Below are 15,574 nucleotides of genomic sequence, written 5' to 3' on the forward strand. Positions count from 1 at the left end.
CCTCCCGCGTGCGCCCCTCCGCTACTTTCTACCCACCGGTAACGGGGTCCGAATACCCATCGGCCGACAAAGCCGGCGCCGATCCCACCCCGTCGGGGGAGGGGAGCGAGGGCCCGGCCGGGATCAGCGTGCTCGACCCCCGCCGCCGGGACACCACCCGCACCAGCGGTTCGAAGACCGAGCCGAGCAGCCGCGAGCCGACGTCGATCGCGGTGGCGTCCGCGCCGACGAACACCCGGGACCGGCCGCGCCGCACCCCGCTCAGGATGATCCGCGCCGCGCGCTGCGCCGAGGTGCGCGAGACCGAGTCGTGCAGGGCCACCACCCGGCCCTTGTCGTGCCCGGCGGCGGCGCGCGAGTTGCGCACGATGTTCGTCCGGATCCCGCCCGGATGCACCGTGGTCACCCCGACCCCGGAGCCGGAGACCCGCTGCTCCTGGCGCACCGACTCGGTGAAGCCGCGCACCGCGTACTTGGCCGCACAGTAGGCGCTCTGCGAGGGCACGCCGAACAGGCCGAACACCGAGGAGATGTTCACCAGGTGCCCGTCGGGGGAGCGGCGCAGGTGGGGGAGGAATGCCTTGGTGCCGTACGCCACGCCCCAGAAGTTGACGCCCATCAGCCACTCGAAGTCGTCCCAGGACATCTCCTCGACGCCCGCGGTCAGCGCCACGCCCGCGTTGTTGACCACCAGGTCCACCCCGCCGAAGCGCGCGGCGGTGGCGTCGGCCCAGGCCAGTACGGCGGCCCGGTCGGCCACGTCGAGGACCTCGGTGTGCACCTCGCGCGCGCCCAGCCGGGCGGCCCGCGCCGCGGTCTCGGCCAGTCCCTCCGCGTCCACGTCGGCCAGCGCGAGGCGTGCGTCGTGCGCGGCCAGTTCCGTCGCCAGTGCCCGGCCGATGCCCGATCCCGCGCCGGTGACGACGCACACCCGTCCGGTGAAGTCCCGTATCACGCGTACTCCCTGGGGATAATCGGATAATCCGATAACTGGCCTGTGCAGCCCGTCGAGACGCCGTCCTCGTAGGCCGGCGCCGCCATCCGGAGGCTACTGAGGGCGGTGAGCGGCACGGAAGACCGGGTAGGCGCCGGTCGGCGGGCGGGGGCCCACCGTGAGCGGACGCGGATCCGGGGTGTGCGACCGGGGTGGGTGATCGAAGCGGGCCACTGAGACGCGTGACCGAGGCGCGTGACCGAGGCGCGTGACGAGGCACGTGGCCGAGGCGCATGATCGCGGCGCGCGTGGCGGTCCGCGTGCCGGGGAAGGTCCGCGTGGTAGGCAGGGAACGATCGGGCGCACGCAAGGAGTGTCGCCCGCCGCGCCGGATGAGGAGTACGACGATGGCCGGGACGCAGTACCAGGTGGTCCAGGACGGTGCCGGACGGCCCACGGACACGCCCTGTGCGCACCTCGACACACTGCCCGAGGACGTGCGGCCGGGGTCGACCGAGGGCTGCGAGGACTGCCTGCGCAACGGCACGCAATGGGTGCACCTGCGGGAATGCCTGTCCTGCGGGCACGTCGGCTGTTGCGACAGCTCGCCGAACCGGCACGCGAGCGCGCACTGGCGCGAGGCCGGCCATCCGCTGGTGCGCTCGTTCGAGCCCGGCGAGGACTGGGCGTGGTGCTACGCCGACGAACTGGTCGCGGTGCCCGTGGACTGACGCGCCGGCGCCCGGGCCCGGGCGGGCCGCGTCGTGCCCGGGCGATTGTCGGAGCGGGTGCCTAGACTCTGCCGCGTGGTCGATGAAGCCCCAATCCGCAGGAGATTCCGATGAGTGACCTGGTCGCGACGGACGGCGCCGACGTGGTCGAGGAGCAGTTCGAGCCGTTTCGGGTCGAGCTCACGGGCTACTGCTACCGGATGCTGGGCTCGGTCTTCGAGGCGGAGGACGCGGTCCAGGACACCATGGTCCGCGCCTGGAAGAGCTTCGACCGCTTCGAGGGCCGCTCGTCGGTGCGCTCGTGGTTGTACCGGATCGCCACCAACGTGTGCCTCGACAGCCTCAACGGGCGCGAGCGTCGGGCCCGCCCGATGGACCTGTCCTCGCCGGTGCCCGCCTCCTCCGCGCTGACGCCGGCCCGACCCGAGGCCACCTGGATCGAGCCGATCCCCGACGGCCGGGTCGTGCCGAGCGTGGCCGACCCGGCCGAGGTGGCGGTCGCGCGCGAGAGCGTACGACTGGCCTTCGTCGCGGCGCTCCAGCACCTGCCCCCGCGCCAGCGCGCGGTGCTGATCCTGCGCGAGGTGCTGGCCTGGAAGGCGAGCGAGGTGGCCGAACTGCTCGGCAGCTCGGTTGCCTCGGTCAACAGCGCGTTGCAGCGGGCCCGGGCCGCGCTCGCCGAGAGCGACGTCACCGCGACCGACCCGGTGCGGCCGATGGACGAGGAGCAGCAGTCGCTGCTCGCCCGCTATGTGGACGCCTTCGAGCGCTACGATCTGGACTCGCTCACCGCCCTGCTGCGCGAGGACGCGACCTTGTCGATGCCGCCGTACGAGCTGTGGCTGCGCGGGCACGCCGACATCCGCGAGTGGTTCCTCGGCACCGGTATAGGTTGCCGGGGTTCGCGCCTGGTCCCGATCGTGGCCAACGGCACGCCGGGCTTCGGCCAGTACCGCCCCAGCGGTCCCGGCGGCAGCTTCGAGCCGTGGGCGCTGCAGGTCATCGAGATCTCAGAGGGGCAGATCATCGGCCTCAACTCGTTCCTGGACGTGCCACACCTGTTCCCGCTGTTCGGCCTCCCGGCGACACTCGACGCGTAGCCCCGCCGCCCTCGGACCGGCCGGGACGATCTCGTCCAGGCCGGTCAGGGTGAGCAGGTCACGCAACTCGCCCGACGTGCCGCGCAGATGGATGCATCGGCCGAGTCCGCGCGCGGTCAACTGGAGGCGGGCCAGCGCCTCTATCACGGCCAGGTCCGGGCGGACCAGGGCGCTCACGTCGCACGGGAAGGGGTCGGCCGGCTCGCGGTGCAGCAACTCGACCAGGCGCGCACACAGGCCGGGCACATCCGCGCGGGTGAGCGGGGCGTACACGATCAGTGCGGTGGTGGGCCGCGGGGCGGCTGCTTCGGGTGGTTCCGGCGGTTCGACCATCGACGACCTCCTGTGACGACGCTGTACCCGGTTATGACCGTTCCGCCGGCCGAAACTCATCACGGGCCGTGGGCCCCGGGCCGCGCGGCGAGTGCGAAGGTTCGGTCAAATCCCTTGTGAAGTGGTCGGTTTGGGTGTCGTAGGCTGACGCCGTACCGACTTCGAGGGGATGACACGTTGTCCGAGCAGGACTGGGCACCCACCGGGATCGACATCAGTCGTCCCCATCCCGCCCGTGTGTACGACTATCACATCGGCGGCAAGACCAACTACCCGGTCGATCGTGAGCTGGCGGAACGGTTCATCGCGGTCGCCCCCCAGACCTCGGTCACCGCCCTCGACAACCGGGCCTTCCTCGGCCGCGCGGTCCGCTACGCGGCCGAGCAGGGCATCGACCAGTTCCTCGACATCGGCACCGGGATCCCCGCGCCGGGCAACACCCACGAGGTGGCCCAGGAGGTCGTGCCCTCGGCCCGGGTCGCCTACGTGGACAACGACCCGATCGTGCTCGCGCACGCCCGCGCGTTGATGCCCGCCACCGATCGGGGCCGGACCACGTTCACCATGGGCGACGTGCGCGAGCCGGAGAAGATCCTGGCCGCCCCCGAGGTGCGCGAGGTGATCGACTTCGACCGCCCGGTGGGGCTGCTCCTGGTGGCGATCCTGCACTACGTGGCGGACGCCGAGGACCCGGCGGGCATCGTGAACCGACTGCTCGACGCGGTGCCTTCGGGCAGCCTGCTGATCGCCTCGCACACCACGTCGGACTTCCTGCCGCCGATCTCGGCGGAGCGAGTGCTGGAAATCAACGACGACGCCGAATTCATGCTGCCGCGCCCACACGCCACGATCGCCGGCTACCTGACGGGCGTCGACCTGGTCGAACCCGGCCTGGTCCAGGCCCCGCTGTGGCGCCCGGAGGAGGGCACCGACCTCTCGCCCGAACGCCTGTCCCAGTCCTGGATCTACACCGCGGTCGGCCGCAAGCGTTGACCACCGCGCACTTCGCGCCGCCTCACAGGATGCCGAAGCCCCGCCCGAACCGGCCGGCCACGGGCGGGACTTCGCCCGGCACGGCAGTCCGGGTGTCCCCGTCACGCGCGAAATCGGCCCGCACTCCCGGGGCGTGAACGGTGCCCGCCCACCACGGCGGTGGGCGGGCGATGGGTGGATCTGGTTCCGGGTGCCGGCGAGTTACCGCGACGGGGCCGGTGGGAGGGCGTCCGCGACGGCGGCTACCAGGGCGCGGAGGAGGGGGGTTTCGTCGATCCAGGCGACCGCGTCGCCGCGGCGGCGGGGGTCGGCGTCGGCGCGAATGGCCGCCGCGTTGCGTTGGAGCCAGGCGGCGGCGTTGGCGCAGTGGTAGGGGTGCATGTCGGCGATCTCCAGTACGTCGCCGCCCGCGGTGGTCCAGGTCAGTTCCTGGTCCAGGAGCGCGGCCCACGCGCCCTTGCGGTGCCGGCCGCGGGCGATCAGTGCCTGGCGGCCGGCGCGGGTGATGCCCATGTTCCGGCCGCGCAGCGGTACTTCGGTGCCGAGGCGGACCAGTCGGCCGCGCTGGAGGGTGGCCAGGGTGCGCAGCGAGATGCCGGGTGCGCCGGGCCGCCCGCCGTCGGGGTGGGTGCGCACGGTCTTGGTGTCGATCCGGGTCAGGGCCCGGCGCACGGTCGCGGGTTTCACGGGGGTCAGCCGGGTCATGGTGTTGATCGTGGACATGGAGGATCCTCCTCTGCGTCGAGCCGCGGCGGGTCGGCCGCGGTGGCGCTCAACCCATGCGTCAAGCATCCCATCCGGCACCGACACCGGGCCCGCTGCGACCTGCGCGTACGTGTGACCAAGTCCGGCTTGCGGGGCGGGAGTTGCCGCCGAGTCAGGTGGGTTGCCAGACCGGTTCGGAGGAGCCCCACGGGGTCGGCGGGTGCGGCCACGCGGCGGGCAGGCCCGGGAGTTCGAACGGCGGCCGCGCGTGGGCGAGTCGGCCGATCGTGGTGTCGGTCTCGCCGAGGTACGGCGCCGGGTCGAAGGGTTCGGCGACCTCGGGTTCGCCGGGCGTGTACCCGGACATCAGCCAGCGCGCGGTCCGGGCGAGGGCGAGGTCGATCCGGCTGCCCCGCCGGCTCGCCCGGCGTCGGGTCAACGCGCGCAGCACGGCGGCGGCGAGCAGGTAGCCGGTGGCCCGGTCGAGCACCTGGGTGGGCAGCGCGCCCGGGTTCGGGTCCGCGCCCGCCTCGATTCGGGCGATCCCGCACGCGCCCTGGACCAGGCTGTCGAAGCCGCGCCGGTTCACCCACGGGCCCGGCCCCCAGGCGTTGAACGCGGCGGTGATCAGGCCGGGGTGTCGGGCGGCCAGGGTGTCGTGGTCCAGGCCGAGCGCGGCCATCGCGTCGGTGCGGTATCCGGTGATCACCACGTGTGCGCCGGCGAGCAGTTCGTCGAAGCGGGCCCGGTCGCCGCGCTCGCGCAGGTCGAGCAGCGTGGAGCGTTTGCCGAACGCGTTGTCCCAGTATTCGCCCGGGTTCTCCGGCAGGTGCGGGGAGTCCACGCGCAGGACGTCGGCGCCGAGGTGGGCGAGGGTGCGGGTGCCGGTGGGGCCGGCGAGGACCCGGGTGAGGTCGAGGACGCGGACCCCGGCGGCGGGCGCGGCCGCGGGCCCGGCGGGCCACGGGTCGCCGACGTCTGTGGGGGTGAGGTCGAGCAGCGGCAGGGCGGCCACGGCGGCGCCCTGCCGGTGGGCGGCCCACTCGGCGGGTTCGCGGACCGCGAAGCCCAACGCGCCGTGTGCCGCGAGCAGTTCCTCGATCTCGGCGCCGGTGCGCTTGGCCAGGGCCTCGATCGCCGCGGCCGGGGTGTCCACGCCGAGCGCGGCGAACGCGGCGGCGCGGTGGTGCGGGTAGTTCCCGTGCAGGCGCACCCAGCCGTCGGCGCAGCGGTGGAAGCGGGAGAGCGGGTGCATCGACACCAGCGGTTGCCCGGCCAGGCGCAGCCGGCGGTCGCTGCTCACCGCGACGGCCGCGGCCCGGCTGTCCAGGACCACCGGCGCGGGGTCGGATCCGCCTCGGGCGAGGCCGAGTTCGCGGGCGGCCAGGGCGGCGGCGCCGATCGACGCCTGGGCGAGCGCGGTCACCGGCAGGGCGGAGGACAGCGTGTGGGCGGGGCCGGTGAAAGTGATGTGCGCGCGGTCGGCGGGGTCGCCGCCGAGGGCGCGCCAGGCCTGGTCGAGGAATTGCGCGGGGGTGCTACGCATCGAGACCTCACAGTTCGGCGAACTTCAAAGCCTTGGGTTGCCTGTTCGAGGCGTCCCGAGGGCAAACTAGCGGGTCGACCCTCTCCGAACGTGGCCGCGTCCGCACTGTGGGCGGCCGGGCAAACCTTTGGTCACTCGTTTGTGTAGGGGTTGTGCGGTTTGCCCCCTGGGGGTGGACCGTATTCGAGACTCGGGGCATGAGGCGGATCTGGGGCGGGGACGGCGTTTCGGGGCTCGGTCCCCACGACGCCCTGCTCAAGGACGCCCGGCTGAGTGTGTCGGCCCGCGGTCTGGCCGTGTATCTGTTGCTGCTGCCCGACGGGGCCCGGCCCGATCCCCGGGTGCTGGGTTCGCGCCCGGGAGAGAGCGTGGCGTCGATCGCCGGCCGTCTGGACGAGTTGGCGGAGGCGGGCTATCTGACCCGCTCCGCCGCGGGGCGCGACGCGCGTGGGGTGGTGCTGGAGCAGGTGCGGCTCGCGGCGAATCCGGGCGAGCACGCGGCGGCGGCCGGCCGGGTGTTCCGGTGGCCGGTGCCGGGCAAGTCCTAGTTTGAAGACACGCGCTGGAGACGCCGCTCACGGCTCACATGTCCCGCCACACGGGTGCGCGGCGTTCGCGGAAGGCGACGGCGGCCTCGGTCATATTGCCGGTGAAGGTGCCCAGGACCTGGGTGCGGTTCTCCAGTTCGATCTGTTGGCGCAGCGAGGCGGCGCCGACCCCGGACCACAGGCCCTTCTTGGTCATCCAGACGCCATATTCGCTGTTGGCCGCGATCGCGCGGGCCAGGTCGAGGGCGGCGGACACGTGTGCGCCCGCTTCGGTACGGGCGTTGAGCAGGCCGTACCGGTCCGCCTCGGCGGCGTCGAAGTGGCGTCCGGTGAGCATCAGTTCGGCGGCCCGGGTGGGGCCGACCAGGCGCGGGAGCAGGTAGCTGGTGCCGACGTCGGCGGAGGACAGGCCGACCTTGATGAACACCGAGCCGAAGCGGGCGCTCTCGTCGGCCACGCGCAGGTCGCAGGCCAGTGCCAGGGCCAGTCCGCCGCCTACCGCCGCGCCGTGCACGGCCGCGATCACCGGCTTCTCGCACTCGTGGACGGCCAGGATCATCTCGGACAGGTGCTCCTGCGAGCGGTAGACGTGTCCGACCGGGCCGCGATCCTCGGCGTCGGGCGCGTGGTCGGGGTCGCCGGACAGGTCGGCGCCCGAGCAGAAGCCGCGCCCCTCGCCGGTCAGCACGATCGCGCGGATCCCGCGCTCGCGGTGCAGTGCGCCGAAGGCCGTCTTCACGTCCGCGACCATGGTCGCGGACAGGGCGTTGAGGCGGTCCGGGCGGTTCAGGCGGACCACGGCGAGGCGGGGCTCGGGGTATTCGACGCGCACGTATTTCATGTGACTCAGTCAAACAGATCGGCCCGGTGAAGGAAACGCCCGCGCATCGGGCGCGAGGCGCCGTACCAGACGAAGTTACCTGCGGGTAGCATCGCGCCCATGAGCGAATCGACGATCGACTTCGATGCCGTCGCCGAGGGCCTGCGTGCCTCGGTGCCCTTCGTACGCACCCTCGGCCTAGAGTTCGTGGAACTCGCCGCCGACCGGGCGGTGCTGCGCCTGCCGGACGAGCCCGCGCACCACAACCACATCGGTGGCCCGCACGCGGGCGCGATGTTCACCCTCGCCGAGTCGGCCTCCGGCGCCATCGTGATCGCCGCGTTCGGCGACCAGCTGGGCCGGGCCACCCCGCTCGCGGTGGACTCCACCATCCGCTACCTCAAGGTCGCGCGCGGCCCGGTGCTGGCCGAGGCCCGGCTCGGCCGCCCCGCCGCCGAGGTGGTCGCCGAACTGGACGCGGGTACCCGGCCGGAGTTCGTGGTGGCGATCACCATTCGGGACGAGGCGGGCGTGACCACCGCGGAGATGACCGTCACCTGGACGCTGCGCCCGCATCGCGCGTAAGTCACGCACACTCGGGCAGGCAAGGCCCCGTACCCGGTCGGGAAGATCCCGATCACGTGCTTGCTTCGGGTTGGTGATGATTTCCTATCGTACTGAGACGACCGGTCCGATCGTGGTGGGCAAGGTGTCCCGCCGAGTCCGGGCCCGCGACGCCTGGCTGCGGTGGCGCCGGGTGTGGCGGGCCCTGCTGACCGCGCTGGTGGTGCTGTCCGTCACGGTGATCACCGGGCTCGGGGTCGCCCGGACCACCGTGCTCTCCGCGGACTGGTACGACGGCGTGTTCGAACGCGAACACGCCTACGACCGGCTCTACGACGAGGTCTTGGTCGATCCCCGGTTGGCCGGTGTACGCAACGACCTGCTCGGCCGGTTGCCGATACCGCCCAACCAGGTCACCGCCAACCTGCGCCTGGCGCTGCCGCCGTCCACGCTGCGCGGCATGGTCCGGGTGCAGGTCGGCCACATCGTCGGCTACCTGCGCGGCGACGAGCGCGAGTTGCGGCTGAGCGTCGACCTCAAACCGGTGATCAACAACCTCGGCAAGGCCGCCGACGTCTACGTCGGCGACCTCACCGGCGATGTGCCCCGGGTGACCCAGGACAACGCGCCCGCGCTCGTGGACAACGTCTCCAAGGCCCTGGACGCGCTGGCCCAGGGCCGACCGCCCGACGCGCTGCCCGCGCTGAACCTGGACCCCGCGGCGGCCCCCGAGGTGGCCGACCTGATCCTGGCCCGGCTGCCGGTCGAGGCGCGCGAGCCGATCCGCGGGCAGGTGGTGGCCTCGCTGCGCGCCGACGATCTGGGCGGGGTGCTGGTCGCCGTCGTCCCGGTGATTTTCGGCGAGAAGGTGCGCCAGGCCCAGCTTGGCCTGACCGGCCTGTCGCACGGCGGCACCTGGGACCTGACCCTGGACCTGCGGGCGGACCGGGCCAAGCAGAGCGAGATGCGGCTGGGCCAGCTCGAACAACTGCGCGCGATGACCGTGTTCGGGCTGGGCCGGCTGCTGATCGCGGCCGGCGTCACCGCGCTGCTCGGCCTGGTGCTGCTGTGGTGGACCGGCCCCACGCGCGGCGCGGCCCGGTTGCGGCTGCCGGCCCTCGCGCTGGCGGGCGGCGGGCTGCTCGCGGGGGTCGGCTGCCTGATCGCCTGGGGCCTGCTGCCGCACGTGATACCGGAGAACCGTGACGGGTGGGCGCCCTCGGTCACCCGGCTCACCGGCGACCTCCAGGAGGCGGCGGCGCGGGACCTGGTCGGGGTGTGGCTGGCCGCCGCCGCGGTGCCGCTGGTGTTCGGTGGGGCCACCTTCGGCGCGGTCGCGCTGTGGGAGCGGCACCGGCACCGGCGGGCCGCGCCGGTGCGCCACACCACCCGCCACGTGCTCACCACCGGCGCGGCGGTGGCCGCGGCCGGGGCGCTCGCGCTGACCGTCTTCGTCCCGGTGCCCACCTCCGGCTCGAAGTCGCACGCCAAACGCTGCAACGGGATGACCGAGCTGTGCAATCGGCGCTACGACCAGGTCGCCTACCTGGCCACGCACAACTCGATGTCCTCGACCGCGGCGCGCTTCCTCAGCCCGCTCCAGGACGCGGACATCGTCACCCAACTCGACGCGGGCGTGCGGGGCCTGCTGGTGGACTCCTACACCTGGGAGGCACCCGAGGAGGTGGCGGGCCGGCTCGCCGAGTCGGACCTGGACCCCGACTCGCGCCGGATCATCGCCGGGGTGGTCAACGACGTCGCCCCGGCCCGACCCGGATTGTGGTTCTGCCACTCGGTGTGCCGGGGCGGCGCGCTGCCGATGGTGGAGACGCTGCGCGCGGTGGGGCAGTGGATGGATCGCAACCCGCAGGAGGTGGTCACCCTGATCGTGCAGGACGCGATCAGCGCACAGGCGACCGAATGGGCCTTCCACGAGGCCGGGTTGGACCGACTGCTGTACACCCCGGCCGCGGATCCGAGCGAACCGTGGCCCACCCTCGGCACGATGATCGACCGCGGCCGACGCCTGGTGGTCTTCGCCGAGCGCGCCGACGGACCCGCCCCGTGGTACCGCAACTTCTACCGCTACGGCATGGAGACGCCCTACGAGTACGCGAGCCCGACCGAGATGAACTGCCTGCCCAACCGCGGGGGTACCGACAAGCGGCTGTTCCTGCTGAACAACTTCGTCACCGCGACCGGCGGCAGTCGCACCGACGCCGCACAGGTCAACGCCCGCCCGTTCCTGCTGGATCGGGCCCGGCGGTGCGAGCGCGAGCGCGGCGCGGCGGTGAACTTCGTCGCGGTCGACTTCGCCGGCATCGGCGACGCGAAGGGCGCGGTGGACGTGTTGAACATCACCCGGAAATCACACTGATGGTCCGTCAATTTATCGACAGTTGGCGATCAGTAGGACAGGCCGTGCCCGGTTTCGAAGAGTGGTTCCGCGTCGGCCGGCAGCGCGTCGACCAGCCGGCCGGCCGGCGCGTAGCGGCCGAACACCACGTCGAGCACGCCCACGTCGTCGGCGCCCCGGGTACCCAGCAACGCCGCGCAATAGCCGACCAGATCGGCCACCGCGGCGGGGCGGTACAGGTCGATCACGGCCACCGTGGGCACCGACGCGGCGATGTCCACGATCCGGTCGAGTTCGCCGTCGGCGTGGTCCTCGGGCAGCCGCAGCAGGGCCACGTCGGCGTCGGCGATATCGCTCACCACGGTCGCGTAGCGGGCCGCGACACCGATGTCCAGGTGCTCGGTGTACACGCGCAGCGCGTCGCGCAGCGGCAGGGCCGGGCCGCCGCTGGTGCTGATCCGCGAGCTGGTGCGGTTCGTGAGCAGCACGACGGCGTGCGGGTCCCGATCCGGCATGGGTGAGCCCTCCTCCTGGCCGCGGCACGCGCCGCCCTGACCCCGGACCCTACGCGCCGGGGACGACGTCTCGAGCACCAGGTTGCCGGCGCCTACCCCGATTCGGCCCGCTCAGCCGGCCGTCTCGAGCGCGGCCGCGGCGGTGCGGGCCAGCGCGACCAGGCGCTCGCGGTCGGCGGCGGGGACGGTGAGGTCGACCGCGACGACCAGGTCGCCCCGGGCCCGGGCGAAGGCCAGGCCCAGACCGCGGACGGGGTCCTGGTACAGCACCGCGGCCTCGGCGATCCCGGGCAGCGTCTCGCGCGGGCCGCCGCCGGTGGCCGACGAGCGCGCGGCGTCGGCCGGTCCGCCGACCATCGCCTGGGGCAACTGCCCGACGGTGACGGTCAGTACCCGCCGTTCGTGCCCGTCCAGGTAGTCGCAGGTGCGGCCCGCGTCCGCGGGACGGGTGTGCACGGGGCCGATCGCCAGCACCTCCTCGACCCGGGTGAGCGAGAGCAGGTCGCAGCCGCTGCTCGGCGGCGCGTTGCCGGCCGGCGCCGCGCGGGTGGGCCGGGGCGGGGCGCCCGCGGGATCGCCCGGGGTGGGGGTGGCCGAGGCCGTGTGTCGCGGCGCCGGGTCGTCGCCGTCGCAACCACCGAGCAGGCACGCCAGACCCACCACGGCCACCAGGCCGGCGGTGGATCCGACGCGCCCGGTCACACCCGGCCGATCATCGTCCGGGCGATCGTGGCCAGCACATCGGGCGGGACGTCCTTGTCGCTGCGGTCGATGTAGACGTCGGCGTCCAGGTAGGTGTCGCCCACGCGCTTGGTCCACACGACGCCGTTCGCGGAGGAGTCGCGGTAGGTGAAGGCCGCGTCGCCCACGCCGGCGAGCGCCACGGGGTTGTCGCTCGCGCCGATCGTGCCCTTCGCGGCCTGCTCGGCGGTGCTGTACCGGGGATCGCTGGTCGACATCATCACCGTCATCATGGACAACCCGCGCGAATCGCGGTAGTCGCAGAACGAACTGCTCGAAGAGTGGAGTTTCTCGTCCACTTCGGCCTTGACCACCGGAAGCCCGATGAACGAGGCCACCTCGGCGACGGTGAGCAGCTTGCACGGGTCGTTCAGATAGGGCGCCGCGGGCCCGGTCGCGGGTGCGGCGGTGCCGCTCGACGACGAACTCGCGGACGTACTCGGCGAGGACGACGTGCCGCCGGTGGGCGGCGCGGTGGTGCGGCGCGGCGGGCGGGTGGCGCTCTCACTGGGGCGATCGGTGGGCCGGTCGCTCGCCCGGGGGCTCGACGCGGGCGGGCTCTCCAGCGCGCGCACGGTGTCCAGCGGGGATCGATCGCCGCTGCCACAGCCGGCCACCGCGCCGGTCGCGGCCAGGGCGAGGAATACCGCGACGCCTGCGCGGACGGTCCTGATGCGCACTTTGGTGTTCCCCCCGATATTCGAAGTGCAGTCGTCCATGAGATGAACCTAGGCCCCCGAGGGTTCCCGAACGAGCGGTACCACCCTTGGCCGTGCCCGTGGACCCTGAGGCGAATCCCGCACGGGATAATGCGCCCATGACTTCCGCTCCACACTCGACCACCCATCCGGGGGCCCGCGCGGTGACGCAGGCCGTGATCCTCGCCGGCGGGCAGGGTTCACGGTTGCGCCCCTACACCGACGATCGGCCCAAGCCGATGGTGGAGATCCCGGGCACCGGTACCCCGATCATCGGGCATCAGCTGCGCTGGCTGGCCGCCGAGGGCGTGACCGACGTGGTGGTCTCCTGCGGACACCTCGCCGAAGTGCTGCAGGAATGGCTCAAGAGCGCCGAGTTGCCGGTGCGCGTGGTGACCGTGGTGGAGACCGAACCGCTGGGCCGGGGCGGCGGGTTGAAGTTCGCCGCCGCCGCGCTGCCGCGTCCGGGCGAGCCGTGGTACGCCACCAACGGCGACATCTGGACCAGGTTCTCGCTCACCGAGATGGCCGCCTTCCACCACGAGCGCACCGCGCTGGCCACGCTCGCGCTGGCCCGACCCAGGATTCCGTGGGGGGTGGTGGAGACCGACAAGTACGGGCACGTCCTGGACTTCATCGAGGCGCCGCCCTCGCCCTACCTGATCAACGCCGGCGTGTATGTGTTCGCGCCCGAGTTCACCGCACTGCTGCCCGACGTGGGCGACCACGAGCGCACCACGTTCCCGGGCCTGGCGCGGGCGCAGAAGCTGGCCGGGTTCCCGATCCCGCAGGGCGCGTACTGGCGGGCGATCGACACCGCCAAGGACCTGTCGGAGGCGGCCCGGGAGTTGCGCGCCGAGGGCTGAGCCGGCGCGGAGCATCGCGTCAAAACGAGTCCGGCCCCGGTCGCGGTTGCGACCGGGGCCGGACTCTTCTCCCCGGCAATGTCGGCGGTTTCCTCCGGTGGCGAGTGTGTGGTTCGGGATCTCGTCGCGCTTCCCGTGACCCCCGCGGCCACGGGTCTGGGCGGTTTCGAGCTACCGCTTCAAGGCCGCGGAATCAGGACGTGATGCCCGCTCGCGCACCCGGGTTGGCGGTGTCGCGCACCACCCGGAGGCCGTCGAGGAGGCCGTCGAGCTGACCGTCGGCCAGCGGATCCAGCAGCCAGGTCTGGATCAGTTCGACGTGGCCGGGCAGGACACCGCCGATCCGGTCCGCGCCGTCGCGGGTGAGCACCGCGAACAGGGCCCGGCGGTCGGTGGGACAGTTCTCGCGGGCGACCAGTCCTTCCTTTTCCAGGCGGTCCACCACTCGGGTCACCCCTGAGGTGGACAGCGACGTCTGTGCGGCGAGATCGCTCATCCGCAGGCGCTGTTCCGAGGATCGGGCCAGGCGGACCAATACGTTGAAGTCCACCGTGGACAGACCGTGCTCGCCCAGCTGCGGGCTGAGGCGATCCATCAGGCCGGTGTAGACCTCCACGAGCAGGCCCATCGCGGTGATGCGGGGGTCGTCGAAGGGTGTGGTCGTCGAAGGGGTGGGGGATGCGGCTCTCGGGGGAGTGTGCATCCGTCCATCATAGCCAGTAGTTGACAAGTGGAATATGTCAGTTAAATATGTTGTTCAGGTCGATATCCGCAGGACAACTACACCCTCCGCGAGGGCGAGGCGATCCGGCGGGAGGACCGAGGCCCGGATGCCGGCACACGCGGGGGCGGGGCCGGGTGCGACGCGCACCCGGCCCCGCCGTTTGCCGCGCGCCGCGCTGTTTCAGCGGCTCGCCAGGAACGCGTCGACCTGCTCGTGGATGTAGGCCACGTCGCCGGCGTCCATCCGGTGGTTCATCGGCACGATCAGCGCGCGCTCCATCACCCGGTCCGCGTGGGGGTAGCCGGCCGGGTCGGCGCGGTGCACGATGTCCTTGAAGCCGGGCTGGCGCAGGATGTTGCCCGACCACACGGTGCGCGTGGACACCCCGCGCTTCTCCAGCCAGGACTGCATCTCGCCCCGGCTGAACGGGACGTCGTCGTTCAGCAGGATCGGGAAGTTGAGCCAGCCCGTCTCCAGGTCCTCGGTCTGCCTCGGTGCGGTGAACTCCGGCCGGGCGTCGAAGTAGGCGTGATGGGCCGCGAAATGCTCCCGACGGGTGGCCAGGAAGCGGGGCAGCTTGGCGAGTTGGGCCAGACCGAACGCGGCACCGAGCTCGGACGGCTCGAAGTTCCAGCCGATCTCGTCGAAGATGAACAGGTTGTCGTACAAGACGCCGTCGATCTCCTCGAAGAAGTCGCGGTTGCCGCGCTTGGAGCCGAACAGCTGCACCTCGCTGCGCCGGCCCCAGCGGCGCAGCAGCAGGCCGCGGTCGCGCAGCTCCTCGTCGTCGGTGAGCACCATGCCGCCGTTGCCGGCGCAGGTGATGATGTGCGACATCGCGAAACTGGTCACCGAGATGTCCGAGCGGGTGCCGGTGGGCGTGCCGCGCAGGGTGGCGCCGAGTGCGTCGCAGGAGTCCTCGACCACCTTCAGGCCGTGCCGGTCGGCGATCGCCCGGATGGTGTCCCAGTCGGGGGCGTTGCCCGCGAGGTTGGGGGTCAGGATGGCCCGGGTGCGCGGGCCGATCAGTGCCTCGATCCGGGCCGGGTCGATCTGGTAGGTGTCCGGCTCGACGTCGACGAGCACGGGCACCAGGCCCGCCTTGACCATCGGTGCGATGTCCGTGGAGAAGGTCAGCGTGGAGGTGATGATCTCGTCGCCGGGAGACAGGCGCAGCAGCTCGATCGCCAGATACAGCGCGGAGGAACCCGAGTTGCACATCAGGCCGTTGTCCTTGCCGAACAACTCCGCGACGCGCGACTCCATGGCCGCGACGTTGGCGCCGATGCCCATCGCCGAGGGGGGTCCGTTCAGGACCGCCAGCATGGCGTCGATCTCGGCCTGGTCGTGCACGCTGCCGGCGTACGGGATCTTGCGCATGAGTGTGCCTACCCTCGTGG

17 protein-coding genes are annotated in these 15,574 nt (G+C 72.4%); 7 read left to right on the top strand and 10 right to left on the bottom strand.

The genetic code is table 11. From position 1 onward, the window contains the following. Positions 1-28: 28 nt before the first annotated feature. Entirely contained in the window at positions 29-955 is a 927-nt protein-coding gene (locus ACH4XV_RS05115) for an SDR family NAD(P)-dependent oxidoreductase (protein ID WP_395786857.1), read from the bottom strand. A 386-nt stretch (positions 956-1,341) separates the two neighbouring features. On the opposite strand from ACH4XV_RS05115, the gene ACH4XV_RS05120 reads away from it, so the two are divergent. After that, positions 1,342-1,665 (top strand): ubiquitin carboxyl-terminal hydrolase 14, encoded by a 324-nt coding sequence (locus ACH4XV_RS05120; protein WP_395786858.1) that lies wholly within the window; start codon positions 1,342-1,344, stop codon positions 1,663-1,665. A gap of 110 nt (positions 1,666-1,775) precedes the next feature. Next, entirely contained in the window at positions 1,776-2,765 is a 990-nt protein-coding gene (locus ACH4XV_RS05125) for a sigma-70 family RNA polymerase sigma factor (RefSeq protein WP_395786859.1), read from the top strand. Here the strand turns inward: ACH4XV_RS05125 and ACH4XV_RS05130 are convergent. Then, a complete protein-coding gene (locus tag ACH4XV_RS05130; RefSeq protein ID WP_395786860.1) occupies positions 2,676-3,098 on the bottom strand; it encodes an STAS domain-containing protein in 423 nt (140 codons plus the stop codon). The genes ACH4XV_RS05125 and ACH4XV_RS05130 overlap by 90 nt on opposite strands. 177 nt (positions 3,099-3,275) lie before the next feature. Between ACH4XV_RS05130 and ACH4XV_RS05135 the strand changes: the two genes are divergently transcribed. Then, a complete protein-coding gene (locus tag ACH4XV_RS05135; protein ID WP_395786861.1) occupies positions 3,276-4,091 on the top strand; it encodes an SAM-dependent methyltransferase in 816 nt (271 codons plus the stop codon). A gap of 201 nt (positions 4,092-4,292) precedes the next feature. Here ACH4XV_RS05135 and ACH4XV_RS05140 read toward each other — a convergent pair whose 3' ends face one another. Continuing rightward, positions 4,293-4,814: a hypothetical protein gene (locus tag ACH4XV_RS05140; protein ID WP_395786862.1), complete on the bottom strand. Its 522-nt coding sequence runs from the start codon at positions 4,812-4,814 to the stop codon at positions 4,293-4,295. A gap of 154 nt (positions 4,815-4,968) precedes the next feature. Continuing rightward, on the bottom strand, positions 4,969-6,342 hold the full coding sequence (locus ACH4XV_RS05145; RefSeq protein ID WP_395786863.1) for a CoA transferase: 1,374 nt from the start codon (positions 6,340-6,342) through the stop codon (positions 4,969-4,971). A 197-nt stretch (positions 6,343-6,539) separates the two neighbouring features. On the opposite strand from ACH4XV_RS05145, the gene ACH4XV_RS05150 reads away from it, so the two are divergent. Continuing rightward, positions 6,540-6,890, top strand: coding sequence for a hypothetical protein (locus tag ACH4XV_RS05150; RefSeq protein WP_395786864.1), 351 nt, complete (start codon positions 6,540-6,542; stop codon positions 6,888-6,890). Positions 6,891-6,924: 34 nt separating this feature from the next. On the opposite strand, the gene ACH4XV_RS05155 is transcribed toward ACH4XV_RS05150, so the two are convergent. Next, a complete protein-coding gene (locus ACH4XV_RS05155) occupies positions 6,925-7,731 on the bottom strand; it encodes an enoyl-CoA hydratase/isomerase family protein (RefSeq protein WP_395786865.1) in 807 nt (268 codons plus the stop codon). A 99-nt stretch (positions 7,732-7,830) separates the two neighbouring features. On the opposite strand from ACH4XV_RS05155, the gene ACH4XV_RS05160 reads away from it, so the two are divergent. Together ACH4XV_RS05160 and ACH4XV_RS05165 are read left to right on the top strand one after the other, a co-directional pair. After that, positions 7,831-8,295 carry a DUF4442 domain-containing protein gene (locus ACH4XV_RS05160; protein WP_395786866.1) on the top strand — a complete coding sequence of 155 codons (465 nt, stop codon included), beginning with the start codon at positions 7,831-7,833 and terminating at the stop codon, positions 8,293-8,295. A gap of 73 nt (positions 8,296-8,368) precedes the next feature. Continuing rightward, a complete protein-coding gene (locus ACH4XV_RS05165) occupies positions 8,369-10,651 on the top strand; it encodes a hypothetical protein (RefSeq protein ID WP_395786867.1) in 2,283 nt (760 codons plus the stop codon). 29 nt (positions 10,652-10,680) lie between these two features. Here the strand turns inward: ACH4XV_RS05165 and ACH4XV_RS05170 are convergent, their stop codons facing one another. From ACH4XV_RS05170 to ACH4XV_RS05180, 3 genes are all read right to left on the bottom strand, one after another. Further along, complete coding sequence (locus ACH4XV_RS05170) at positions 10,681-11,145, bottom strand: hypothetical protein (protein WP_395786868.1); 465 nt, start codon at positions 11,143-11,145, stop codon at positions 10,681-10,683. Between the two features lie 111 nt (positions 11,146-11,256). Next, positions 11,257-11,847, bottom strand: a complete 591-nt coding sequence (locus tag ACH4XV_RS05175; protein ID WP_395786869.1) for a hypothetical protein — start codon at positions 11,845-11,847, stop codon at positions 11,257-11,259. Next, the gene (locus ACH4XV_RS05180) at positions 11,844-12,566 is read right to left on the bottom strand and encodes a DUF3558 family protein (RefSeq protein WP_395786870.1); all 723 of its coding nucleotides are present in this window, start codon (positions 12,564-12,566) and stop codon (positions 11,844-11,846) included. Before ACH4XV_RS05180 ends, ACH4XV_RS05175 begins: the two co-directional genes overlap by 4 nt. Before the next feature lie 137 nt (positions 12,567-12,703). Here ACH4XV_RS05180 and ACH4XV_RS05185 point away from each other — a divergent pair, with 137 nt between their 5' ends. Further along, entirely contained in the window at positions 12,704-13,450 is a 747-nt protein-coding gene (locus ACH4XV_RS05185; RefSeq protein WP_395786871.1) for an NDP-sugar synthase, read from the top strand. A 193-nt stretch (positions 13,451-13,643) separates the two neighbouring features. Here ACH4XV_RS05185 and ACH4XV_RS05190 read toward each other — a convergent pair whose 3' ends face one another. After that, positions 13,644-14,153 (bottom strand): MarR family winged helix-turn-helix transcriptional regulator, encoded by a 510-nt coding sequence (locus ACH4XV_RS05190; RefSeq protein ID WP_380000778.1) that lies wholly within the window; start codon positions 14,151-14,153, stop codon positions 13,644-13,646. A gap of 201 nt (positions 14,154-14,354) precedes the next feature. Next, a complete protein-coding gene (locus ACH4XV_RS05195) occupies positions 14,355-15,554 on the bottom strand; it encodes a DegT/DnrJ/EryC1/StrS family aminotransferase (protein WP_395786872.1) in 1,200 nt (399 codons plus the stop codon). Positions 15,555-15,574: the final 20 nt, after the last annotated feature.

The sequence above is a fragment of the Embleya sp. NPDC020630 genome, from assembly GCF_044334985.1.
GTDB lineage: Bacteria > Actinomycetota > Actinomycetes > Streptomycetales > Streptomycetaceae > Embleya.

Excerpts from the sequence above, each read along its gene's own strand:
- ACH4XV_RS05195 (WP_395786872.1), bottom strand. The coding sequence starts at position 15,554 with ATGCGCAAGATCCCGTACGCCGGCAGCGTGCACGACCAGGCCGAGATC.
- ACH4XV_RS05145 (WP_395786863.1), bottom strand. The coding sequence starts at position 6,342 with ATGCGTAGCACCCCCGCGCAATTCCTCGACCAGGCCTGGCGCGCCCTC.
- ACH4XV_RS05120 (WP_395786858.1), top strand. The coding sequence starts at position 1,342 with ATGGCCGGGACGCAGTACCAGGTGGTCCAGGACGGTGCCGGACGGCCC.
- ACH4XV_RS05185 (WP_395786871.1), top strand. The coding sequence starts at position 12,704 with ATGACTTCCGCTCCACACTCGACCACCCATCCGGGGGCCCGCGCGGTG.
- ACH4XV_RS05155 (WP_395786865.1), bottom strand. The coding sequence starts at position 7,731 with ATGAAATACGTGCGCGTCGAATACCCCGAGCCCCGCCTCGCCGTGGTC.
- ACH4XV_RS05125 (WP_395786859.1), top strand. The coding sequence starts at position 1,776 with ATGAGTGACCTGGTCGCGACGGACGGCGCCGACGTGGTCGAGGAGCAG.
- ACH4XV_RS05130 (WP_395786860.1), bottom strand. The coding sequence starts at position 3,098 with ATGGTCGAACCGCCGGAACCACCCGAAGCAGCCGCCCCGCGGCCCACC.
- ACH4XV_RS05170 (WP_395786868.1), bottom strand. The coding sequence starts at position 11,145 with ATGCCGGATCGGGACCCGCACGCCGTCGTGCTGCTCACGAACCGCACC.
- ACH4XV_RS05160 (WP_395786866.1), top strand. The coding sequence starts at position 7,831 with ATGAGCGAATCGACGATCGACTTCGATGCCGTCGCCGAGGGCCTGCGT.
- ACH4XV_RS05140 (WP_395786862.1), bottom strand. The coding sequence starts at position 4,814 with ATGTCCACGATCAACACCATGACCCGGCTGACCCCCGTGAAACCCGCG.
- ACH4XV_RS05150 (WP_395786864.1), top strand. The coding sequence starts at position 6,540 with ATGAGGCGGATCTGGGGCGGGGACGGCGTTTCGGGGCTCGGTCCCCAC.
- ACH4XV_RS05190 (WP_380000778.1), bottom strand. The coding sequence starts at position 14,153 with ATGCACACTCCCCCGAGAGCCGCATCCCCCACCCCTTCGACGACCACA.